The sequence below is a fragment of the Pseudoalteromonas pernae genome, from assembly GCF_039831865.1.
Lineage (GTDB): Bacteria > Pseudomonadota > Gammaproteobacteria > Enterobacterales > Alteromonadaceae > Pseudoalteromonas > Pseudoalteromonas pernae.
The window spans coordinates 214,288-237,315 of sequence record NZ_JBDODM010000001.1 but is presented as its reverse complement, the minus strand read 5'-3'; the positions used below and the strand labels follow the sequence as shown (position 1 = coordinate 237,315).

The following is a 23,028-nucleotide window of genomic DNA, read 5'->3' as shown; positions in this document are numbered from 1 at the left end:
CCTCTGTAGGTGCCCACATGTACCGTCCTCATTCCCAGTGCTAGTTGGCACTGTGTTACCCAAAACCCCTCGTTTGAGGGGTTTTTTTTATGCCTTTTTCTTTGCGAATTAATCATCAATCCTTCTAAAAATCTCTATAAACATTTCGTTACATTGTCGTTGCGGTTAGTTATCTCCTTTCAATTCAATTAACGCCTAGGCAATGTTAAATTAACCATGAATTAATGGGAGACCAACAAGTCAAATCAAGGAAATATAATGAAAAAAATGACGCTCAGCGCGATTAGCATGGCGGTAATGTTGTCACTTAGTGGATGTGCCACAACGACAGACAGCAATACCACAGCTTCAACAGTACAAGGTAGTAGCCAAGCAGCAAACCTTCCGTTTGTAGACATTAAATATGATTCTTTCACCCTAGATAACGGCCTAACTGTTATCGTTCATACAGACCGTAAGGCGCCTATCGTTGCGGTAAATGTGTGGTACGATGTAGGTGCAAAGAACGAAAAAGTCGGTAAAACTGGCTTCGCTCACTTATTTGAACACCTGATGTTCAACGGCACAGAAAACTACGATGACGAATATTTCGGTCCATTCGAGCGTGCTGGTGCAACAGAGCAAAACGGTACCACTAACTCAGATAGAACCAACTACTTCCAAAACGTCCCTACCCCAGCGCTAGATATGGCACTGTGGATGGAATCGGAGCGTATGGGTCACTTGCTTGGCGCCATCACTCAAGAGAAACTTGACGAACAACGCGGTGTTGTACAGAACGAAAAGCGCCAAGGTGAATCACAGCCTTACGGCACTATGTGGGACAACATTTGGAAGTACACCTTCCCGCAAGGTCACCCATATTCGTGGTCAGTTATTGGCTCAATGGAAGACCTAAATGCAGCGTCACTTGAAGACGTGCACCAGTGGTTTAAAGATTACTATGGCCCGAATAACGCGGTACTCGTATTAGCGGGTGATATTGATGTTGAAACTGCCAAACAAAAAGTAGGCAAGTATTTCGGTGACATCAAACCAGGTAAGCCTGTTGGTAAACTCGAAAAATGGATCGCAAAGCGTGATGAACAAACTCGTTTAACAATTCAAGATCGAGTTCCTGCTTCACGTATCGTTAAAGTGTGGAACACTGCTGAAAAAGGCAGTGTTGACGGTGAATATCTATCATTGCTTAGTGATGTGTTAGCGGGTGGTAAAAACTCACGTCTTTATCAGCGCCTAGTATACGACGAGCAACTTGCATCAAGCGTATTCGCATTCAACTATCAGCGTAAACTAGCGGGCCAAATCATGATTGGTGCGGATGCGTTAGATAAAGCAAACATCGATAAAATCGAAGCAATCGTTGATGAAGAAGTAGCGCGCATTATCGCTGAAGGTCCAACTACTGATGAACTTAACCGTATCCGTTTTGCTAATGCAGCCGGTTGGGTTAAACGTGTTGAAGGTGTCGGTGGTTTTGGTGGTAAATCTGACGTACTCGCATCAGGTGCGGTTTACCACGATGACCCGGCTTTCTATAAAGAAGCTTTCGACATCATGGCAAGCGCTACACCAAACGATGTAAAACAAGCCGCACAGCGTTGGTTGAGCGACGGTGACTTTGTACTTACGGTTCACCCATTCGACAAACTAACAGCGAAAGAAGAAGGTGTTGACCGCTCAACAGGTGTGCCTAATGCCGGCGACGTACCAGCTCTTGAACTACCAAGCGTATCAAGTTTTACCCTTAGTAACGGTCTAGAAGTTGTATTGGCACAACGTACAGATACACCTGTTGTAAACGTGCGCCTCGACATCAGCGCAGGCACAGCAACGGATGCAAACGACTTACCAGGCGTAGCTAATTTTGCAGCGGGTATGATGGATGAAGGTGCGGGTCAATATGATGCACTTCAATTAGCTGGCGAGCTAGAAAAGCTTGGTGCATCTATTTCAACAAGCGCGAGCCTTGATAGTACATCTATTTCAATGTCGGCAATGACTGTGAACTGGCAGCCTAGCCTAGAGATCTTTGCTGATATCTTGCAGCGCCCTACTTTCGCTGACAGCGATATTGAGCGTGTGCGTAAGCTGATTCTTCAAGGTATTAAACAGGAAAAAGCGCAACCTGCAAATAACGCCCTACGTGTATTACCACCATTGCTATATGGTGAAAATCACCCGTATGGTAAGCCTCTGACAGGTTCAGGTACTGAGGAATCTGTGGCTAAAATCAGCCGTGATGACCTACTGGCTTTCACTAACAAGTGGATCCGCCCAGACCTTGGCCGATTAGTGGTTGTGGGTGATATCGACCAAGCGCAACTTAAGTCTTCGCTTGAATCTGCACTGGCTTCTTGGGAAAAACCAGCATCAGCAACGCCGACGCTTGAAATTCCAAATGTAGCACCAGCACAAACCGCTCGCGTATTCGTATTAGATAAGCCTGAGTCACCGCAGTCATTGATCATCTCGGGTTTGTTAGCACCTAACGCGAAAGACCTAAGCGCACAAGACGAAGTAACCTTAGATATGATGAATACCATCATTGGCGGTAGCTTCACATCACGTATGAACATGAACCTTCGTGAAGATAAAGGTTGGTCCTATGGTGCGCGCACCATTTTGATGAATACTGACGCGCAAAGCCCGTTCTTCGTCTATGCACCGGTGCAAACAGATAAAACCAAAGAGTCCATTCAAGAGATCTTGAAAGAGCTTAACGGTTATATCAGTGACAAACCTGCGACTGAAGAAGAACTCGCGAAAGTTGTATCAAACAAAACAGCGAAGCTTCCGGGTCGTTATGAAAAGAAATGGTCGCTATTGAACGCACTTGCAGATGCATATGACAATGGCCGTGACGTAACATACCTCGAAAACTACGCGAGCTTGGTACGCACACCTGATACAGCAACCATTGCTAAAGAAGCCAAAAACGTCATTAAGCCAAATCAATTGACTTGGGTTATCGTTGGCGACGTAGCGAAAATCAAAGATCAGATCGAAAGCCTAAACTTGGGTGAAGTTACTTACCTTGATTAAATATTAGATTTGATTTGTACACTAAAAAGCCCCTTTAATTAGGGGCTTTTTGTTGCGGGGAAAATATGTTTTGCCCCAGATATAACGCAAATTGCATGGCTTAAAACACTAGTTTTGAGCGATTTTTACGCGGATTTTACTCTTGTCTACTACCGCCATATTTAGCTTTTCAACGGCTGACTTTGCTTCGTTTTCATCGGGCATTTCAACAAATGCGAAGCCTTTTGACAGACCAGTAAGTTGGTCCAGTACTAAATTACACTCAGTGACTGTGCCATGAGTTGAAAAAAGAGCACGGATATCGTGTTCAGAAGTTGTACGCTCTAAATTGCGAACTAGAAGTTTCATTGTATTTGCCTAAATTAAGATACGCGCTAAGTGTGTCAGTTAAGTGTCAACAAACCAAGTAAATATCCCTTTGTAGCCCGAATAAATAGCATTTAATAACTGAAAATGGATTTATTTACGCCCTTTTGGCGAGATTTATAGATTTTTAGCATGTACCAACGCACTATTTAACTGCATCGGCAGTGTGCAAAAATGGATAAGCCACATTGTATTTCGCAAACAGTTTCTCTAGCTCACCATTAGCAATTAACTGGCTAAACCGCAGATCCCACTTCTGCTTTAATGAAACACCTCTGGCATTATTATGAAAAGCAAGATAAATAGGTTCTTCATGAAAAACTTGGCAACTGATTTTTGCATTAAGCTCCAAGTCTTTATCAAGTTCACTGGTAATTTCGCTCAGAGCATCAATAAAGAAATCAACCCTGCCCTTAGCGAGCATTTTTAGCCCCTTCGTTCTATCTTCTACCTCATAAAACATACGTATATCAAATATCTCGTTGTAACCATAATCTACAACCCAGGCCGACACACCAGCTTTTAGCTCTTCTACGCTTGGGAATTTATGGCCGTTGCGAATACATACAGCAACATAATCGACATCAATGTAATTTTCGGAACGAATTAGGTATTTGTTATCTTCAATGTCGGAACTATAAATACCCAACATAATATCGGCATAGTCGCCTTCAAACTGGTTAAACGCGCGAGCATAAGTGGTTGCTTCTAATAGGATATTTTCTTCATTATAAGCACTGTTGACTATGTCCCAGTACAGCCCCGTACCATTCTCATGTGTAAAGTTCGGCCACATTTCACTGACCACATGAATATCACCATATTGGCTCGACGCCATATGGGACACTGTGAATAACATCATGGCAAATACAGTGCGAGATAGTCGTTTCATGATTCTCTATCGCGAATAAGATCCACGTTAAGTGTAGTCCAACTCTTTACGTATCAAAGCGATATTAATAGGTACAATTGTACGAACCTGTACTAAGTGCCGTTAAAGGTTAATCCCCCCTCACAGTGAAATTATTTCTATCAACACAATACATTAGCGCAACAATGAGACATAAAAAAACCCGCTATAAAAGCGGGTCTTTTTCAATAAAGCGCAGAGATTACCAACCAGTTTTCTCTTTAAGTGCTTTACCGATATCAGCAAGTGAACGTACAGTTTGTACGCCAGCTGCTTCTAGTGCTGCAAACTTCTCGTCAGCAGTACCTTTACCGCCAGCGATGATTGCACCAGCGTGGCCCATGCGCTTACCTGGAGGAGCTGTAACACCTGCAATGTAAGAAACAACTGGCTTAGTGACGTTGTCTTTGATGTACGCAGCCGCTTCTTCTTCAGCTGTACCGCCGATCTCACCGATCATGACGATAGCTTCAGTTTGCGGATCTTTCTCGAACATCTCTAGTACGTCGATAAAGTTAGTACCAGGAATTGGGTCACCACCGATACCAACACAAGTTGATTGACCGAAGCCAGCGTCAGTAGTTTGCTTAACTGCTTCGTAAGTAAGTGTACCAGAGCGAGATACGATACCTACTTTACCAGGCTTGTGGATATGACCAGGCATGATACCAATCTTAGTTTCACCCGGAGTGATAACACCTGGGCAGTTAGGACCGATCATGCGAACACCAGTTTCATCAAGCTTAACTTTTACGTCAACCATGTCTAGTGTTGGGATACCTTCAGTGATACAAACGATTAGCTCGATGCCAGCATCGATAGCTTCTAGGATTGCATCTTTACAGAAAGGTGCTGGTACGTAGATAACAGATGCAGTTGCACCCGTTGCTTCTACTGCGTCACGTACTGTGTTAAACACAGGAAGACCAAGGTGAGTTTGACCGCCTTTACCAGGTGATACACCACCTACCATCTGCGTTCCGTACTCAATAGCTTGCTCAGAGTGGAATGTACCCTGACCACCAGTGAAACCTTGGCAGATTACTTTCGTGTCTTTATTAATTAGTACAGACATTATTTGCCCTCCGCAGCAGCAACAACTTTCTGTGCAGCGTCTGTTAGAGATTCTGCAGCGATGATGTCTAGACCAGAGTTCGCAAGAACTTCACGACCTAGTTCAGCGTTAGTACCTTCAAGACGTACAACTACAGGAACGTTTACGCCCACTTCTTTAACTGCACCGATGATACCTTCTGCAATCATGTCACAACGTACGATACCGCCGAAGATGTTAACTAGAACAGCTTTAACGTTGTCGTCAGATAGGATGATCTTGAATGCTTCAGCTACACGCTCTTTAGTCGCGCCGCCACCAACGTCAAGGAAGTTAGCTGGCTTACCGCCATGTAGGTTTACGATGTCCATAGTACCCATCGCTAGGCCTGCACCGTTAACCATACAACCAACGTTACCGTCTAGTGCAACGTAGTTAAGTTCCCACTGTGCAGCGTGAGCTTCACGCTCATCTTCCTGTGAAGGATCGTGCATCGCGCGGATTTTTGGCTGACGGTATAACGCGTTACCATCAACACCGATTTTACCGTCTAGACAGTGAAGGTTACCTTCGTCTGTGATAACTAGAGGGTTGATTTCTAGAAGTGCGAAATCGTGATCGTTGAACATGTTCGCAAGACCCATGAAGATCTTAACGAATTGCTTCATTTGTGTTGGGTTAAGACCCAATTTGAAGCCTAGTTCACGAGCTTGGTAAGCTTGAGGACCTACTAGTGGATCAATCTCAGCTTTGTGAATTAGTTCTGGCGTTTCTTCTGCAACTTGTTCAATTTCAACACCGCCTTCAGTTGACGCCATGAAAACAACTTTACGAGAAGCGCGGTCAACAACAGCACCAAGATATAGTTCGTTAGCAATGTCTGTGCAGCTTTCAACAAGAATTTTAGCTACTGGCTGACCATTCTCGTCTGTTTGGTAAGTTACTAGGTTCTTACCTAACCAGTTTTGTGCAAACTCTTTGATTTCTTGTTTGCTGTCAGCAAGTTTTACACCACCTGCTTTACCACGGCCACCCGCGTGAACCTGACATTTAACAACCCATTTGTCACCGCCGATTTTATCAGCAGCTTCAGCAGCTTCTTGAGGTGTGTCACATGCATAACCTTCAGAAACTGGTAAACCATATTCGGCAAAAAGTTGTTTTGCCTGATACTCATGCAAATTCATGATGCTTTATCCAATTTTTTGTACTAAAAGAGCTGAATAAATATGCATTTATTCAACCATCCCAAATTGCGCACCTAGTATAGATCCCAAGCCATTGCTTGAAAACCCTAGTAAGACTAAAGGTGGCAAAAAAAAAGCTGCAACACAGGGTTACAGCTTATTTTTTATGCAAAGTTTGACAATTAAACGTCAAGTAGAAGACGTGTAGGATCTTCTAGCATTTCTTTGATAGTTACCAAGAAGCCAACTGACTCTTTACCATCGATTTGACGGTGGTCGTAAGAAAGCGCTAGGTACATCATTGGCAGAATTTCTACTTTACCATTTACAGCCATCGGACGGTCTTGGATTTTGTGCATACCCAAGATTGAAGACTGTGGTAAGTTGATGATTGGCGTTGAAAGTAGTGAACCAAATACACCACCGTTAGTGATAGTGAAGTTACCACCTGTCATATCTTCAACAGTTAGCTTACCGTCGCGCCCTTTAATTGCTAAATCTTTGATGCCTTTTTCGATTTCAGCAAGTGATAGCTTGTCACAATCACGAAGCACTGGTGTTACTAGACCACGCGGTGTAGATACAGCGATGCTGATGTCGAAATAGTTGTGATAAACAATATCATCACCGTCGATTGACGCATTTACTTCTGGGAAGCGCTTAAGTGCTTCAACAACCGCTTTCACGTAGAAAGACATGAAACCAAGACGCGTACCGTGACGCTTCTCAAATACTTCTTGATACTGCTTACGAAGATCCATGATTGGCTTCATGTTAACTTCGTTGAACGTAGTCAACATAGCAGTTGAGTTTTTAGCTTCAAGCAGACGGTTAGCAATGGTCTTACGAAGACGCGTCATTGGAACACGTTTCTGCGTACGATTACCAACTGGAGCTGGAGTTGCAGCAGCTGTGCTTTCTTGCTTAGCCGGCGCACTCTTAAGGAAAGCATCAACGTCTTCTTTAGTTACACGACCGTTTTTGCCTGAACCTTTAATTTTAGAAGCATCAAGGCCTTTTTCAGCGATAAGACGACGAACTGAAGGAGTAAGTACGTCAGCTGCGCTGTCATCACCAGCATCTTGGTCCGCTGGAACAGATGCTGCAGCAGGAGAACTTGCAGTTGCACCCGCTTTCATTGTGCCGATTACTTGCTCAGCTAATACAGTGTCACCTTCAGCGTGGATGTGCTCACCCATTACGCCATCTTCAGGAGCTACAACTTCTAGAACAACTTTATCAGTTTCGATGTCAACCAAGTTTTGGTCACGGCTCACCGCTTCCCCAGGTTGTACGTGCCAAGTAGCGATTGTTGCGTCTGCAACAGATTCTGGAAGTACAGGAACTTTGATATCCACGTCTTTACCTTCTTGAGCGCCAGCAGCAGGCGCAGCTTTTGTTTCTTCAGATGATGCTGGTGCAGCATCAGTATCCGCCGCAGCAGCTTCACCGATGATAGCAATAACTTGCTCGGCTAATACTGTTGCACCTTCTTCTTCTTTGATTTCAGTGATTACACCGTCTGCTGGTGCAACAACTTCTAAAACAACCTTGTCAGTTTCGATGTCAACTAGGTTTTGGTCACGACTTACTTTGTCGCCAACACTCACGTGCCATGTTGCAACTGATGCGTCAGCAACTGACTCAGGAAGAACAGGAACCTTAATTTCTGTGGTCATCTCTTATCCCTTATTTCTTAATGGTAAGCGCGTCAGCGACTAACGCTTGTTGTTCTTTAGTGTGTACAGACATGTAACCACATGCCGGTGATGCAGATGCCTTACGGCCAGCGTACGTTAGATTTGCGCCTTGTGGAATTGAATTCCAGAAGTGGTGTTGCGAGCAGTACCAAGCACCTTGGTTCTGTGGCTCTTCTTGACACCAAACGAAATCTTTAACATGGCTGTAGCGCTCAATAATCTTTTCCATTTCCTGGTGTGGGAATGGGTAAAGCTGCTCAACACGCACAATTGCAACGTTGTCCAGCTCAAGCTTACGACGCTCCTGCAGAAGTTCGTAGTAAACCTTACCGCTACAGAACACAACACGCTCAACTTTCTTCGGATCGATATCATCAATCTCGTCAATCATGTTGTGGAACGTGCCCTCAGACAGCTCTTCTAGTGAAGAAACAGCAAGTGGGTGGCGTAATAGCGACTTAGGAGTCATTACAATCAGTGGACGACGAAGTGGACGTACCGCCTGACGACGCAGCATTGCATAAACCTGTGCAGGTGTTGAAGGAACACACACTTGCATATTATGGTCAGCACACAGTTGTAAGAAACGCTCTAGACGCGCAGAACTGTGCTCTGGGCCTTGACCTTCATAGCCGTGTGGTAGAAGACATGTTAGACCACAAAGACGGCCCCACTTCTGCTCACCTGAACTTAAGAATTGGTCAAAAACTACCTGTGCACCGTTGGCGAAGTCACCAAACTGAGCTTCCCACATTACCAGCGTTGTAGGCTCAGCTGTTGCGTAACCATATTCAAAGGCAAGTACGGCTTCTTCAGACAATACTGAATCGTACACTTCGAATTTACCTTGGTCAGCTTTAATGTTCTGAAGTGGTAGATAGGTAGACGCGTCAGTTTGATTATGAACAACAGCATGACGGTGGAAGAATGTACCACGGCCTGAGTCCTGACCCGTCAAACGAATGTCAGTGCCCTCTTCAACAAGCGTTGCGTAGGCAAGTGTTTCCGCCATACCCCAATCAAGCATTTTCTCACCAGAGGCCATCAATTTACGATCGTCGTAAATCTTTTTAACACGAGACTGTGCTTTATGGTTTTCTGGGTAAGACGCTACTTTTTCGCCAAGCTCTTTAAGCTTCTCTACTGGAATACTCGCATCATATTGCGTGTCCCAGTCATGACCAACAAACTTCGACCATTCTGAAGAGTGCTTAGTGTCTTTTTGAATCTCTTCAACCACACAGTTTCCATCGTCTAAGCCAGCGCGATAAGAATCTACCAACTGTTTGATATCTTCTTCACTGTATAGACCTTCGCTGATTAGTTGCTGCGCATAAATCTCGCGAGGTACTGCGTGTTTTTTAATTTTCTGATACATCAACGGCTGAGTTGCATTTGGCTCATCAGCTTCGTTGTGGCCGTGACGACGGTAACAAACAAGGTCGATAACTACGTCACGTTTGAACTGGTTACGGAAATCTAGCGCGATTTGCGTAACAAATGCCACAGCTTCTGGGTCATCCGAGTTCACGTGGAAAATCGGCGCCTGAACCATCTTAGCGATATCAGTACAGTAGTCAGTAGAACGTGTGTCATCCGGGTTCGACGTTGTGAAACCAACTTGGTTGTTAACAACGATACGGATACTACCGCCAACTTTAAATGCGTTAGTTTGAGACATATTGAATGTCTCTTGTACACAGCCTTGGCCGGCAATTGCAGAGTCACCGTGAATAGTGATTGGAAGCGCTTTTGAGCCGCTTTCGCACGCTAGGCGGTCTAGACGAGCACGAACAGAACCCATAACTACAGGGTTAACGATTTCAAGGTGTGACGGGTTAAAAGCAAGTGCCATGTGAACACTTCCGCCTGCCGTTGCGAAATCAGATGAATAACCCATGTGATATTTAACGTCACCAGAGCCTAGCGTATCGTTGTGCTTACCTGCGAACTCATCAAACAGCGCTGATGGATTCTTACCAAGTACGTTTACCAACACATTTAGACGACCGCGGTGCGCCATACCAATGACAGCTTCTTGTTGACCACTTTCACCTGCGCGGTGAATTAGCTCTTTAAGCATAGGTACAAGTGCATCGCCACCTTCAAGTGAGAATCGCTTAGCACCAGGGAATTTAGCACCCAAGTATTTCTCAAGGCCATCAGCTGCGATTAAGCCTTTTAAAATACGGGTTTTAGTGGTGTTATCAAACTTAGGGCGTGCTGTTACTGATTCAAGACGCTGTTGTAACCAACGTTTTTCTTCAGTCGATGTGATGTGCATGTATTCCGCACCAATCGAACCACAATAAGTGGTTTTCAGTGCGTGGTATAAGTCACCCAGTTTCATCATGTCACCGCCAGCGGCGAATGAACCTACATAAAACTCTGTGTCAAAATCTTCTTTCGAAAGGCCGTGGAACTCTAAATCCAAGTCGCGTACGCGCTCACGCTGCCAAAGACCCAATGGATCCAGGTTCGCGTTTTGGTGACCACGGAAGCGGAAAGCATTGATAAGTTGCAGAACTTTGATTTGCTTAGGATCACCTTGACCCCCTTCTGCGATTACTACTTCCCGATGTTTGTTTTTTGCCAGCTCGGCGAATTCGGCTCTAACCTGTGAATGCTTAGTTTCAACATCCACGCCTTCCACTTTTGGAAGTTGCTCGAACACTTCACGCCATTGCTCTGGCACTGAAGTCACATCATCAAGATATGCTTCATAAAGCTCCTCAACATACGCAACGTTGCCGCCGTATAGATGAGAAGACTCTAGCCATGCCTTCATCACACCATCGTGCATTTATAAGCCCTTTTATCTAGCGCAGATTTACATTTTAGGCTTACTCATTTCTGAGTAAGTGATCAAAGAATGGCCAGACAGACGTCTAGCCATTCTTAGCGTTTATTATGCCCTTAAACCGAACGATTAAGAAGCATTGATTTGATTTGTCCAATCGCTTTTGTCGGGTTCAAGCCTTTCGGACATACGTTGACACAATTCATGATATTGTGACAACGGAACACGCTGAAAGCGTCATCCAAATCAGCCAAGCGTTCTTCAGTCGCTGTATCACGGCTATCAGCTAAGAAGCGATAAGCGTGTAGCAAGCCCGCTGGACCAATAAACTTGTCTGGGTTCCACCAGAAACTCGGACAAGAAGTCGAACAACACGCACACAAGATACACTCGTATAGGCCGTCAAGCTTGTCACGTTCTTCGATTGACTGAAGACGCTCACCCGCAGCTGGCGTGTCATTAATTAGGTACGGTTTAACTTTTTCGTATTGAGTATAGAACTGAGTCATATCAATTACGAGGTCACGTACAACCGGTAGACCTGGTAATGGACGGATTACAATCTTGCCTTTACCGTTGCTTTGCAATGCTGAAAGCGGAGTAATACACGCAAGACCATTTTTACCGTTCATGTTAACGCCGTCAGAACCACATACACCTTCACGACAAGAACGACGGAAAGCGAGCGTTGGATCTTGCTCTTTAAGCAGAAGCAAAGCGTCAAGCACCATCATGTCACGACCTTCTTCCACTTCTAGTGTGTAGTCTTGCATGCGTGGCGCGTTATCCACATCTGGATTGTAACGATAAACAGAAAATTCTAAAGTTGCCATCGTCATCTCTCCTAGTAAGTACGAGCTTTAGGTGGGAATGCTTCACGCAATTTAGGCGCGTAGTTTACGTCACGTTTTGACATCTGCTCAGTCTCAGGATTGTAGATACTGTGACATAGCCAGTTATCATCATCACGCTCTGGGAAGTCAAAGCGAGAGTGTGCACCACGGCTTTCTGTACGGAAGTTAGCAGCAACAGCGGTTGAATAAGCTGTTTCCATTAAGTTATCTAGCTCAAGACACTCGATACGTTGCGTATTGAAGTCGCTTGATTTGTCATCAAGACGTGCAAACTGCAGACGCTCTTTAATTTCTTTAAGCTCTTTAAGACCTGTAGCCATTGCATCGCCTTCACGGAATACCGAGAAGTTGAGCTGCATGCACTGTTGTAGGTCTTTCTTAATTTGTACTGGGTCTTCACCTTGACCTGGCGTTGACGTTTCCCAACGGTTGAAACGCGCAAGTGCGCCATCAATATTGTCGCTAGACGCTTCACGCTGAGCTTGGTAACCGTTGAGGTAAGTACCTAGGAAGTTACCCGCCGCGCGACCAAATACAACAAGGTCAAGAAGTGAGTTACCGCCTAGACGGTTTGCACCGTGTACAGATACACATGCAATTTCACCTACAGCGAATAAACCTTCAACAAGTTTTTCGTTACCTTGATCATCTACGTTTAGAACCTGACCGTTAACGTTAGTCGGCACACCACCCATCATATAGTGACAGGTTGGGATTACTGGAATTGGCTCTTTAGCTGGGTCAACGTGTGCGAATGTTTTCGCAAGGTCGCAAACGCCAGGTAGACGTAGGTTAAGCGTTTCTTCACCAAGGTGATCAAGCTTAAGTTTGATGTGTGGACCCCAAGGACCTTCACAACCACGACCTTCACGGATCTCTGTCATCATTGAACGAGCAACAACGTCACGAGATGCTAAGTCTTTTGCGTTTGGAGCGTAACGCTCCATGAAGCGTTCGCCGTCTTTGTTAAGAAGGTAACCACCTTCACCACGACAACCTTCAGTTACAAGTACACCTGCACCTGCGATACCGGTTGGGTGGAACTGCCACATTTCCATGTCTTGCATAGAAACGCCAGCACGTGTTGCCATACCAACACCGTCACCTGTGTTGATGTGTGCATTGGTAGTCGATGCGAAGATACGACCTGCACCACCAGTAGCAAGGACAACCGCTTTTGATTTGAAGTAAACAACTTCGCCAGTTTCGATGTCGATTGCAGTACAACCAACAACAGCACCATCGTCGTTTTTAACTAGGTCTAATGCATACCATTCAGAATATACGTTTGTTTGGTTTTTAACGTTCTGCTGATATAAGCAGTGAAGAAGCGCGTGACCTGTACGGTCAGCAGCTGCAGCTGTACGAGCAGCTTGTTCACCGCCAAAGTTTTTAGACTGACCACCGAATGGACGCTGATATACGCGACCGTTCTCAAAACGAGAAAATGGAAGACCCATGTTTTCAAGTTCGGTGATAGCTTCAGGACCTGTTTTACACATGTATTCGATAGCGTCTTGGTCACCGATATAATCAGAACCTTTAACAGTATCGTACATGTGCCATTCCCAGTTATCTTCGTGCGAGTTACCAAGCGCTACGGTAATACCACCTTGCGCTGACACTGTGTGAGAACGAGTTGGGAAAACTTTAGAGATTAGAGCACAAGATTTGCCCGATTCAGTGATTGCAAGCGCTGCACGCATACCTGCGCCGCCCGCACCGATTACAACCGCATCAAATTCGCGAACTGAATATTTCACTTAAACACCCCATAGTACGAATAGGCCAATTACTACGTAAGTAAGTGCCATTAGGTTTAATACGAAACCAAGGAACGCACGTAACTTTGCGTTCTTTACATAGTCAGTCAGTACCTGCCAAAGGCCGATACGTGCGTGAACCATGATGCAAGCAAGCGCCACAAGCGTGAACACTTTCATTGCTAGGTTGCCGAATAGGCCTGACCATGCGTCGTAGGTTAATGCTGGAGTGCATAGCAAATAACCAATAATAAACAGTGCGTATGCGCTGATTACTAACGCAGTTGCACGAAGAGATACGAAATCCTGAACGCCATTGCGCTTAAGAGATGCTTGATTTAAGACCATAGCCAAACTCCCGCTAGAACAGCAACAATTGCCCACAACACAAAACCAGCTTTCGCAGTTGCGTTAGCTGAGTCTAATTCTTTCCACGGACCCATATCTTGGATTAAGTGGCGTACACCTGCGATGAAGTGATACGAAAGAACGGTGAGGGTACCCCAGGCGATAAATTTGGCAACAAACCCGGTTAACAGGCTTTTGACAAATTCAAATCCTTCCGGAGAAGATAAAGACTCAGCCCATGCCCAAATCACAAAGGTCAAGGCAAAGAACATTGCTACACCGGTGACGCGGTGAAGAATAGAAGCTTTGGCCGTTGCTGGCATAGAGATGGTCGTTAGATCGAGATTTACAGGTCTTTGCTTTTTCACAGTTACTTGCCCATCTTGCTCACATTGAAAAATAGAGCCATCTACATTGTTTTTATAACCATTTATGTATCGCTACATAAATGCGCTCACATAAATAAACCGCATACATGCAAAACATTCACTTTATGTATTCGACTTTAAAGCGAATTTTCATCAAGCTGTCATTAACGATTTACTCAAAGACGTTACGGTATTGAACCTCAGACAGTATATAAGTCTGCAGAGGATATTACAATTCTTGTTTAGTGTGAGAGGTTTGCGAATTAGCCATTGGTATAATATTTAATCTATGAGGAATATTTATTATACGAACATGCATTAAAATTGACTTTCTACCCCTCTTGTACGTTAGAATGATCGGAATTTGCTTAACATTAGTATCATGATAACAGCATCAGCTGTTGTTCTTATTAGGAGATAAATAGATGGCAGATAAGAAAGCCACAGTTCATATCGATGGACACGACCCAATTGAGCTTCCAATTTATGAAGGCACTGCGGGTCAGGACGTTATCGACGTTCGTACCTTGGGTTCACACGGTTACTTCACTTACGACCCAGGTTTTATGTCAACTGGCTCTTGTGACTCATCTATCACCTACATCGACGGTGCTAAAGGTGTACTTTTACACCGTGGTTACCCAATTGACCAATTGGCTGAAGGCTCAAACTACGTAGAGCTTTGCTACTTACTACTAAACGGTGAACTACCTACTGACGCTGAACTTGAGAAATTTACTCAGTCAATCACGCTAAGCACTATGGTGCACGAGAAGGTAGCCGCGTTCTTCCAAGGTTTCCGCGTTGACGCTCACCCGATGGCAATGTTGTGTGGTGTAGTTGGTGCGATGTCTTCTTTCTACCACCAAGACCTTGATATTTCAGACCCTGCGCAACGTAAGCGCAGTGCTATCCGCTTAGTTGCTAAGCTGCCTACAATCGCAGCAATGGCTTACAAGTACACGATTGGTCAACCTTTCGTTTATCCACGTAACGACCTTAGCTACGCAGAAAACTTCCTACATATGATGTTCTCTGTACCGTCAGAAGAGTACAAAGTTAGCCCTACGCTTGCTAAAGCAATGGACCGTATCTTCATGCTTCACGCTGACCACGAGCAAAATGCATCTACATCAACTGTGCGTATCGCCGGTTCTTCAGGCGCTAACCCTTACGCATGTATCGCAGCGGGTATCGCGTCACTTTGGGGTCCTGCCCACGGTGGTGCTAATGAAGCGTGTTTGAACATGCTCAAGCAAATCGGTTCTGTAGATCGCATCGACGAATACATCGCAAAGGCGAAAGACAAAAACGACCCATTCCGTCTAATGGGCTTCGGACACCGTGTTTACAAAAACTTCGACCCACGCGCTACAGTGATGCGTGAAACATGTCATGAAGTTCTTAAAGAGCTAAACATTGAAGATCCGCTTCTAGATGTAGCAATGCGCCTAGAGCAAATCGCGCTAGAAGACCCCTACTTTGTTGAGAAGAAACTTTACCCGAATGTAGATTTCTACTCAGGTATCATTCTTAAAGCAATCGGCATCCCAACAAGCATGTTCACTGTGATCTTCGCAATGGCACGTACTGTTGGTTGGATCTCGCACTGGGATGAAATGTTATCTCAACCTGGTCACAAAATCAGCCGCCCGCGTCAGTTATACAAAGGCGCAACTAAGCGTGATTACGTACCAGCTGACAAGCGTTAATATCGCTTAAAAGCATTTAAAAGGTCGCTCAATTGGCGGCCTTTTTTATTGCCATTTCAAAGCAAATCTCTACAATGTTCGCCACACTGAGCCCTTCTGTAGTTGCCTATTGTTATGTTTGATATCGATGCCATTCGCAAAGACTTTCCTGCCCTTGCCCATCATGCACAAAACCAACTGGTGTATTTGGACTCAGCGGCGACAAGTCAAAAACCACAAAGCGTAATCGATACACTTAACCGTTTTTACAGTGAAGAAAACGCCAACGTTCACAGAGGCGCGCACCGTTTAAGTCAATCCGCTACAAGCGCTTACGAGGACGCACGAGCGAAGGTAAGTCGTTTTATTAACTGCGATATTAACGAACTTGTGTGGACTAAAGGTGCTACAGAGTCGATTAACCTTGTGGCCTATGGGCTTACCCCACATATCCATGCGGGCGACATCATCCTTATTTCACGATTGGAGCACCACGCTAATATTGTACCTTGGCAACAACTTGCTAAGCGCACGGGCGCAGTAATTAAAGCCTTACCCATTGATGAACATGGCGTACTTAAGGTCAAAGAATCGTTGGAGTTAATTGAAAAGTTACGACCAAAAGTCTTAGCTATCAGCCATGCCTCAAACGCATTGGGTAATATTCAACCTGTGCGACAATTTATTACAAAAGCAAAACAGCTCGGATCGTTTACTTTAGTTGACGGCGCACAATCGTTATTGCATTTGCGTCCAGATGTGAAGCAGCTTGATTGTGACTTTTTCGTATTTTCTGCGCATAAATGCCTTGGCCCAACAGGCGTCGGCGGTCTTTACGGACGTTATGATATGCTCGAAATGTTGGATGTGTTCCAATGTGGCGGGGAAATGGTCACTAAAGTCACCATAGAAGAAACTACTTTCAATCCACCGCCGAGTAAATTTGAAACTGGCACACCCAATATTGCCGGCATTTTGGGCTTTGCATCCGCAATCGATTACCTCAACACACTCGATAAGAACGAATTACGGGCCTATGAACAGGATTTATTTGACTACTTAAAGGCCCAGCTTGCCGATTTTGAGCAAGTGCGACTACTGGGTGATATGAATCATAATATTGGCACTGTAAGCTTCGTTATTGACGGTGAGCACCCTTTCGACCTTGCGACTTTGCTTGATATGGAAGGAATTGCCGTTCGTCATGGCCACCACTGCGCTCAACCTTTAATGGCTGCTCTAAATGTAAATGGTACTGTGCGAGTAAGCCTAGCTTTTTATAATGATAAGAATGATATCGATACCTTTATCAACGCTCTCACTAACACTTTGGAGATGATCGCGTGAGTTCAAGTAACTATGAATCACTAAAGCAGGAGTTTATAGCTCTTGGAGCATGGCAACAACGTTATCGTGAACTCATGCTGCTAGGAAAAAAATTACCTGTAATGACATCTGCATTGAAAGTTGATGATGCCAAAGTCTCCGGTTGTGAGAGTAACGTTTGGATGTATATAGACTTTGATCAAAGCGAAGACAGATTGGTGATCGTGGCAGATTCTGACACCCGCATAGTTAAAGGCCTGCTTTACATCATCTTAAGCATGTACCTGGGAAAAACACCTGCGGAAGTGGTCGCCATTGACGCCCACAAAGAGTTTGAAGAGCTAGGGTTGTTAAAACACCTGAGCCCTTCTCGTGGTAATGGCATAAAGGCCATCGTACAAAGCATTAATCAATTTGCGCAGCAATACGCTTAACTCGTTTGCAGAGCTCGCGCTTTTCTGTCTAAGTATTTACGTACCGCTTTAGCGGCAGCGAAGAAGCCGAATGTTCCCGTGACCATAGTTGCAGAACCAAAACCCGTGGCACAGTCCATATTCATGCTTGAATCTGCACTCTGTTTCGCTTTACACACCTGGCCGTGGCCATCTGGGTACACAAGCTGTTCTGTCGAGTATACGCAATCAATATCGAACTTACGTTTGGGATTCTTACTGAAATTATATTGGTTGCGAAGAATATAACGGACCTTTGCCAATAACGGGTCATGGGTAGTTTTAGCAACATCCCCGAATTTAATTTCACTGGGATCTGTTTGACCGCCCGCTCCACCTGTGGTGATCACAGGAATTTTATTGCGCTTACAATGCGCGATCACTGCTGCTTTTTCTTTTACCGCATCGATGGCATCAATGACGTAATCAAATCCTTGAATATGTTCACGGTAATTATCCATGGTGATAAAGTCATCTATCACGTTCACTGTTATCTCTGGATTGATCAATTCGCAACGCGCTTTCATGGCGTCGACCTTAGCAACACCTATGGTTTGTTTGTTTGCATGTATTTGGCGATTGGTATTAGTGACACAGATATCATCAAGATCTATCAATGTAATCGTGCCGACCCCAGTTCGAGCCAACGCTTCTGCGACCCAACTGCCCACACCACCTATACCAATCACACAAAAATGTGCTTCGCTCAGCCAGTCACTTTGCTGTTGACCATACAAGCGGCCAATGCCACCAAATCTGAGTTCGTAATCCTGAGTCATATAACTACCAATCTAACTGCCATGGCTGATTACCAATTTCATGCGTAAGCTGCTCAAAGAATGGGCTCATTTCACCTTGGAAATTGCCTGCACAAAATTGAAATCGCTGTTGTTTATACTGAAATTCTAATGCATAAGCATGCAAATAGGTACGATCCGCCGCGCTACCGCTGTATAAGCTGTCACCTAATATAGGGGCAGATAATGACTTCATCGCCACCCGTAATTGATGTGTCTTGCCACTGTAGGGTTTGAGTACAAAGCCACGCACTTTCGGGGCAAGCGAATATGAGTAAAATCGCGTAACCGCGGGGTTGTCATTGCTTTTCAGCAGCTTATAAGCTCCCCGACGGGCTTTATCCATATCGCCTTTGACCCAGCCTTGCTTCTTCTTAGGCTTGGCGTCGCTCAGCGCTAAGTAAAACTTGTTTATCGCCCGAGATGTAAACATTTCTGTGAACTGTGCTGCGACATCTGAGCGTGTTGGCAACACCACCAACCCAGAAGTGACTTTGTCGAGTCGATGCACGGGATAAAAGTCCTGACCAAGTTGCTCTGCAGCAAGAGCAACAAGCCCAGCTTCGCCGTCTTCACTGTGGAAGTTCAGACCAGCTGGCTTGTTAACTACAACGAAATCATCTTGTTGTGCGATGACTTGCAACAAACTCATTGCAATGTCGCTATCACACGCTGTAAATCTTCTGGCGTATCCACACCGGCTGCTGGGACTTCCTTTGCCTGTGCAATTTTAATGGTGTAGCCGTGATACAAAACGCGTAGTTGTTCGAGTGACTCTAGCTTTTCAATCGGCGATGGCATCAAGGTAATATATTGGCTAATAAACCCAGCCCGATACGCGTAAATGCCAATGTGACGCTGCATATGGCTAATATCAAGATCACATTGCTTCGCCAATAAAGCGTCACGATGATAAGGAATAGTTGCGCGTGAAAAATACAATGCGTTGTTATCTGTATTGCTTACCACTTTCACCGCATTGGGGTTTAATGCTTCTTCAACGTCAATGATAGGCGTTGAAAGCGTTGCCATAGGGGCGTCGTTGCCATCAAGTAACTTGGCTACTTGGCTAACGTTTTGTGGTGCCAACAAAGGCTCATCCCCTTGTACATTAACCACCAATGTGTCATTACTGAGCTGCAACTTTTCAACTACTTCAGCCAGACGTTCAGTACCCGATTGATGGTCTTCACGAGTCATAACAACCTCTGCGCCAAAACCCACACAGACATCGTAAACATCAGGGTGATCCGTTGCGATATAAACGGCTTTCGCGCCGGATTCCATAGCGCGTTCATACACATGCTGGATCATCGGCTTGCCGTTAATATCGGCTAACGGTTTAGCAGGTAAACGCGTTGATGCGTAACGCGCTGGAATAATGACTACGAATTCCACTTCTCTACCTCGTCGCTACTCAACTCCCGTGCTTCGTTTTCTAGCAATACAGGAATGTCATCGCGGATTGGGTAAGCAAGTTTCGCTGCTGTACTAATTAGTTCTTGATTCTCTTTATCAAATTGCAACTTGCCCTTGCATACAGGACACGCAATGATTTCAAGCAGCTTGGTATCAAATGCCATTTATAGCACCCCTTTATCTTTCAATAATTTTGTTAGTTGTTGTTCAAGCTGTTCGTTAGGCTTGGCATCAACTCGTAAATAATAACATTGCTCATGCGCAAACGCGCTGCATTTTACTGCATCTTTTTCCGTCATATAGACCACTTCTGCTGAGGGTATATCTTCAGGTACAAACTTATGATGGTCACGGAAGTGATAGGTTTTCGTTACCAACACTTGGTGAGCCAATAAGCTGTCGTAAAAGCGTTGTGGATTGCCAATCGCGCTCAGCGCTACACCGGCTTTGAACGGGGGCGCTAATATTTGCTCGTTAGCCACTTGAAAAAGACCTGTCGCTTCAAGTTGATAAGCACACTCATTGGCCTGCTCACCATTGTAAACGATTAAATCAACCGAATTTAAACGCCATGTGCCCTCTCGTAGGGGCCCTGCTGGGATGAGCAAACCATTGCCATGGCCCCTTTTTGCATCAACAATACACAGTTCGATGTCTCGGCCAAGCGCGTAGTGCTGTAAACCATCGTCGCTAAGAATGATGTCAATTTGATGTTCGGACATCAAATATTCAATACTGGCTTTTCGGTCACCACCAATGACTACAGGACAACCAGTACGCTTCGCTAATAGTACGGGTTCATCCCCGCCGACATTGGTTGGCGTGTCGGTGTTGACAGAAAATGGCGTAGATGGCGGCTGGCTGCCATATCCACGAGAGATAATACCGACGCGTTTGCCCTCAGTTTTGAGTAAATCAGCCAAGTAAATGACCATAGGCGTTTTGCCATTGCCGCCTACACTGATGTTGCCAATCACAATGACTGGCACTGGGCTGTGGTAGGCCTTTTTAATCCCTACACGAAAAAGCAAACGATTAAAGGCACTGAGCAGCCAAAATATTCCACTCAATGGCAACATAACCGCGGATAACAGGCCAAACGGTTCAAACCATGATGCTTCAAGGCGTTTAGCAAATCCCCCTTGGGTATTGCTCATACCGCCTCACCTTGTTGCATCTTTGCAAGTGCGGCATAGGTGCCATCTTTTTCTAATAATTGCGCATGGGTACCTTGCTCAATTATTTGCCCTTTATCCATTACGTAAATACAGTCTGCTTGCTCAATGGTTGATAATCTATGGGCGATGATAATAGCGGTTTTATCGCGCATTAAAGACTCAAGTGCATTTTGGATCAGTTTTTCTGACTCGGTATCAAGTGCCGATGTTGCTTCGTCCAAAATTAAAATCGGCGCATCTTTAACAATCGCACGAGCGATAGCGATGCGCTGTCTTTGGCCGCCCGAGAGCATCACGCCGTCTTCACCGATGGTGGTTTGCAATCCCTCTGGCAAATCTTTAACAAATTCCCACACGTGTGCTTTTTTAGCCACTTCGATTAAGTCTGATTCACTCAATGGGGTCTCTAAGCCATACATGATGTTGTTGGCAATGGTGTCGTTAAACAGCACAACTTGCTGCGACACGATCGCGAACTGCTGGCGTAGACTTTTTAGTGTGTAAGTGTCTAAGGGTTCACCATCAAGCGTAATCGCCTCACGATCAGCAATATCGTAGTACCTAGGTAACAAATTCGACAGTGTTGATTTACCCGAGCCTGAACGTCCTACCAAGGCAATTTTTTCACCGGCAGCAATTTTCAGGTTTAGCCCTTTTAAAACAGGATCCGTTACACTTGGGTAGGTGAAGTTAAGGTTATTGACTTCAATAATCCCTTTAGCCTTTTCGATGACAACCGTACCTGTGTCTTTTTCAATTTCCGTGTCTAACACCGCAAATATACTTTGTGCGGCAGCAATTCCGCGTTGAAGTTCGCTGTTTACATTCGATAACTGCTTAAGCGGTCGCAGCATCAACATCATCGACGAAATGAGCGTTACGAACGTACCAGAGGTGATAGAGTCAATCATCCCTGGCATAGATATCAACACCAAAATGACCGCCATCGAAGAAGCCGCGAGGATCTGAATTACAGAAACACTCAGCGCCTTGGTAGCATCCATTTTTACGCGTTGAAGACGGTTAATGTTGTTTACGCGAGCGAATCGTTCCGTTTCTTGCTGCTGCCCGTTAAAACCGTGAATAACCTTGTGCCCAGATAGCATTTGTTCTGAACATCTCGTGACGTCGCCCATGGCGTTTTGGATATTTTTGGATATCTTACGAAAACGCTTTGAGACCACACTCACTATCACGGCCACGATAGGTGTAATAACCAAAAATATGAGCGACAGTTTCCAACTGGCACTGAACATCACCACCAGCAAGAACACCACGTAAGCCCCCTCTCTCACTAGTACTAGCAAGGCTTTGGTAATGGCTTGTTGAACTTGCTCGGTGTCAAAGGTGATTTTTGAAATGAGTTCGCCGTTGGAATGATTGTCATGGAAGCTAACAGGCAGGTTCAGCATATGGGTAAACAAGTCCTGACGTAATGAGCGTACGACTTGCGAGCCAACATAAGCTAAACAATAACTGGATAGAAAGTTGAAGGTGCCACGGCCGATGACCAGGGCAATCACAACATAAGGTGCCCATGTTAGCACCGTACTATTTCGGTCAGTCAGTCCATCATCGATAAATGGCTGCATTAACCAAACGAATGTGGCGTCCATCGCTGAATAGCCTAACATGCCAATGACGGCGACGATTGCAGCGGATTTAAAATCTTTTACATAGCCCAGTAGGCGTTTATACGTATTTGTAGCGCTTTCTTGCATAGTCTTCTCAAATGAACGCGTTATCGGATATTGTATCTTCGCAAGACAA

20 protein-coding genes are annotated in these 23,028 nt (G+C 45.0%); 4 read left to right on the top strand and 16 right to left on the bottom strand.

The window, feature by feature from the left end:
- Nucleotides 1–258 precede the first annotated feature (258 nt).
- A complete protein-coding gene (locus V1358_RS01040; protein ID WP_347392308.1) occupies nucleotides 259–3,045 on the top strand; it encodes a M16 family metallopeptidase in 2,787 nt (928 codons plus the stop codon).
- Nucleotides 3,046–3,153: 108 nt separating this feature from the next.
- Here V1358_RS01040 and V1358_RS01035 read toward each other — a convergent pair whose 3' ends face one another.
- The 10 genes from V1358_RS01035 to sdhC all read right to left on the bottom strand — a co-directional run bounded on the left by V1358_RS01035 (nucleotide 3,154) and on the right by sdhC (nucleotide 14,395).
- Complete coding sequence (locus V1358_RS01035) at nucleotides 3,154–3,393, bottom strand: RNA recognition motif domain-containing protein (RefSeq protein ID WP_347392307.1); 240 nt, start codon at nucleotides 3,391–3,393, stop codon at nucleotides 3,154–3,156.
- A gap of 163 nt (nucleotides 3,394–3,556) precedes the next feature.
- Complete coding sequence (locus V1358_RS01030) at nucleotides 3,557–4,303, bottom strand: substrate-binding periplasmic protein (protein WP_347392306.1); 747 nt, start codon at nucleotides 4,301–4,303, stop codon at nucleotides 3,557–3,559.
- 220 nt (nucleotides 4,304–4,523) lie between these two features.
- The gene (gene sucD, locus V1358_RS01025) at nucleotides 4,524–5,396 is read right to left on the bottom strand and encodes a succinate--CoA ligase subunit alpha (protein ID WP_347389394.1); all 873 of its coding nucleotides are present in this window, start codon (nucleotides 5,394–5,396) and stop codon (nucleotides 4,524–4,526) included.
- On the bottom strand, nucleotides 5,396–6,562 hold the full coding sequence (gene sucC / locus V1358_RS01020; RefSeq protein WP_347389395.1) for an ADP-forming succinate--CoA ligase subunit beta: 1,167 nt from the start codon (nucleotides 6,560–6,562) through the stop codon (nucleotides 5,396–5,398). The genes sucD and sucC overlap by 1 nt, the downstream gene beginning before the upstream one ends.
- A 182-nt stretch (nucleotides 6,563–6,744) precedes the next feature.
- Nucleotides 6,745–8,241: a 2-oxoglutarate dehydrogenase complex dihydrolipoyllysine-residue succinyltransferase gene (gene odhB, locus V1358_RS01015; RefSeq protein WP_347392305.1), complete on the bottom strand. Its 1,497-nt coding sequence runs from the start codon at nucleotides 8,239–8,241 to the stop codon at nucleotides 6,745–6,747.
- Between the two features lie 10 nt (nucleotides 8,242–8,251).
- Nucleotides 8,252–11,065 carry a 2-oxoglutarate dehydrogenase E1 component gene (locus V1358_RS01010; protein WP_347389397.1) on the bottom strand — a complete coding sequence of 938 codons (2,814 nt, stop codon included), beginning with the start codon at nucleotides 11,063–11,065 and terminating at the stop codon, nucleotides 8,252–8,254.
- Nucleotides 11,066–11,178: 113 nt separating this feature from the next.
- Nucleotides 11,179–11,895, bottom strand: coding sequence for a succinate dehydrogenase iron-sulfur subunit (locus tag V1358_RS01005; protein ID WP_347389398.1), 717 nt, complete (start codon nucleotides 11,893–11,895; stop codon nucleotides 11,179–11,181).
- Between the two features lie 11 nt (nucleotides 11,896–11,906).
- On the bottom strand, nucleotides 11,907–13,679 hold the full coding sequence (sdhA, locus tag V1358_RS01000) for a succinate dehydrogenase flavoprotein subunit (RefSeq protein ID WP_347389399.1): 1,773 nt from the start codon (nucleotides 13,677–13,679) through the stop codon (nucleotides 11,907–11,909).
- Nucleotides 13,680–14,027 carry a succinate dehydrogenase, hydrophobic membrane anchor protein gene (sdhD, locus tag V1358_RS00995; RefSeq protein WP_347389400.1) on the bottom strand — a complete coding sequence of 116 codons (348 nt, stop codon included), beginning with the start codon at nucleotides 14,025–14,027 and terminating at the stop codon, nucleotides 13,680–13,682. It abuts the gene before it with no gap.
- On the bottom strand, nucleotides 14,018–14,395 hold the full coding sequence (gene sdhC / locus V1358_RS00990) for a succinate dehydrogenase, cytochrome b556 subunit (protein WP_347392304.1): 378 nt from the start codon (nucleotides 14,393–14,395) through the stop codon (nucleotides 14,018–14,020). Before sdhC ends, sdhD begins: the two co-directional genes overlap by 10 nt.
- Before the next feature lie 425 nt (nucleotides 14,396–14,820).
- On the opposite strand from sdhC, the gene V1358_RS00985 reads away from it, so the two are divergent.
- From V1358_RS00985 to V1358_RS00975, 3 genes are all read left to right on the top strand, one after another.
- Nucleotides 14,821–16,107 (top strand): citrate synthase, encoded by a 1,287-nt coding sequence (locus V1358_RS00985; protein WP_347389402.1) that lies wholly within the window; start codon nucleotides 14,821–14,823, stop codon nucleotides 16,105–16,107.
- Between the two features lie 114 nt (nucleotides 16,108–16,221).
- Nucleotides 16,222–17,433: an aminotransferase class V-fold PLP-dependent enzyme gene (locus V1358_RS00980; RefSeq protein ID WP_347392303.1), complete on the top strand. Its 1,212-nt coding sequence runs from the start codon at nucleotides 16,222–16,224 to the stop codon at nucleotides 17,431–17,433.
- Nucleotides 17,430–17,846, top strand: a complete 417-nt coding sequence (locus tag V1358_RS00975; protein WP_347392302.1) for a SufE family protein — start codon at nucleotides 17,430–17,432, stop codon at nucleotides 17,844–17,846. Before V1358_RS00980 ends, V1358_RS00975 begins: the two co-directional genes overlap by 4 nt.
- Here the strand turns inward: V1358_RS00975 and tcdA are convergent.
- From tcdA to msbA, 6 genes are read right to left on the bottom strand one after another with little or no spacing between them, the layout of a single operon-like run.
- Complete coding sequence (gene tcdA / locus V1358_RS00970) at nucleotides 17,843–18,643, bottom strand: tRNA cyclic N6-threonylcarbamoyladenosine(37) synthase TcdA (protein WP_347392301.1); 801 nt, start codon at nucleotides 18,641–18,643, stop codon at nucleotides 17,843–17,845. The genes V1358_RS00975 and tcdA overlap by 4 nt on opposite strands.
- 4 nt (nucleotides 18,644–18,647) lie before the next feature.
- A complete protein-coding gene (locus V1358_RS00965) occupies nucleotides 18,648–19,313 on the bottom strand; it encodes a TIGR01621 family pseudouridine synthase (protein ID WP_347389406.1) in 666 nt (221 codons plus the stop codon).
- Nucleotides 19,310–20,059, bottom strand: coding sequence for a 3-deoxy-manno-octulosonate cytidylyltransferase (kdsB, locus tag V1358_RS00960; RefSeq protein WP_347389407.1), 750 nt, complete (start codon nucleotides 20,057–20,059; stop codon nucleotides 19,310–19,312). The genes V1358_RS00965 and kdsB overlap by 4 nt, the downstream gene beginning before the upstream one ends.
- Nucleotides 20,047–20,244 (bottom strand): Trm112 family protein, encoded by a 198-nt coding sequence (locus tag V1358_RS00955; protein WP_347389408.1) that lies wholly within the window; start codon nucleotides 20,242–20,244, stop codon nucleotides 20,047–20,049. Before V1358_RS00955 ends, kdsB begins: the two co-directional genes overlap by 13 nt.
- Nucleotides 20,245–21,237 carry a tetraacyldisaccharide 4'-kinase gene (gene lpxK / locus V1358_RS00950; RefSeq protein ID WP_347392300.1) on the bottom strand — a complete coding sequence of 331 codons (993 nt, stop codon included), beginning with the start codon at nucleotides 21,235–21,237 and terminating at the stop codon, nucleotides 20,245–20,247.
- Entirely contained in the window at nucleotides 21,234–22,979 is a 1,746-nt protein-coding gene (msbA, locus tag V1358_RS00945; RefSeq protein ID WP_347392299.1) for a lipid A export permease/ATP-binding protein MsbA, read from the bottom strand. Before msbA ends, lpxK begins: the two co-directional genes overlap by 4 nt.
- Between the last annotated feature and the right edge of the window lie 49 nt (nucleotides 22,980–23,028).

Coding starts and splice junctions, on each gene's coding strand:
- V1358_RS01040 (WP_347392308.1), top strand. CDS start 259: ATGAAAAAAATGACGCTCAGCGCGATTAGCATGGCGGTAATGTTGTCA.
- V1358_RS01035 (WP_347392307.1), bottom strand. CDS start 3,393: ATGAAACTTCTAGTTCGCAATTTAGAGCGTACAACTTCTGAACACGAT.
- V1358_RS01030 (WP_347392306.1), bottom strand. CDS start 4,303: ATGAAACGACTATCTCGCACTGTATTTGCCATGATGTTATTCACAGTG.
- sucD (WP_347389394.1), bottom strand. CDS start 5,396: ATGTCTGTACTAATTAATAAAGACACGAAAGTAATCTGCCAAGGTTTC.
- sucC (WP_347389395.1), bottom strand. CDS start 6,562: ATGAATTTGCATGAGTATCAGGCAAAACAACTTTTTGCCGAATATGGT.
- odhB (WP_347392305.1), bottom strand. CDS start 8,241: ATGACCACAGAAATTAAGGTTCCTGTTCTTCCTGAGTCAGTTGCTGAC.
- V1358_RS01010 (WP_347389397.1), bottom strand. CDS start 11,065: ATGCACGATGGTGTGATGAAGGCATGGCTAGAGTCTTCTCATCTATAC.
- V1358_RS01005 (WP_347389398.1), bottom strand. CDS start 11,895: ATGGCAACTTTAGAATTTTCTGTTTATCGTTACAATCCAGATGTGGAT.
- sdhD (WP_347389400.1), bottom strand. CDS start 14,027: ATGGTCTTAAATCAAGCATCTCTTAAGCGCAATGGCGTTCAGGATTTC.
- V1358_RS00985 (WP_347389402.1), top strand. CDS start 14,821: ATGGCAGATAAGAAAGCCACAGTTCATATCGATGGACACGACCCAATT.
- V1358_RS00980 (WP_347392303.1), top strand. CDS start 16,222: ATGTTTGATATCGATGCCATTCGCAAAGACTTTCCTGCCCTTGCCCAT.
- tcdA (WP_347392301.1), bottom strand. CDS start 18,643: ATGACTCAGGATTACGAACTCAGATTTGGTGGCATTGGCCGCTTGTAT.
- V1358_RS00965 (WP_347389406.1), bottom strand. CDS start 19,313: ATGAGTTTGTTGCAAGTCATCGCACAACAAGATGATTTCGTTGTAGTT.
- V1358_RS00955 (WP_347389408.1), bottom strand. CDS start 20,244: ATGGCATTTGATACCAAGCTGCTTGAAATCATTGCGTGTCCTGTATGC.
- lpxK (WP_347392300.1), bottom strand. CDS start 21,237: ATGAGCAATACCCAAGGGGGATTTGCTAAACGCCTTGAAGCATCATGG.
- msbA (WP_347392299.1), bottom strand. CDS start 22,979: ATGCAAGAAAGCGCTACAAATACGTATAAACGCCTACTGGGCTATGTA.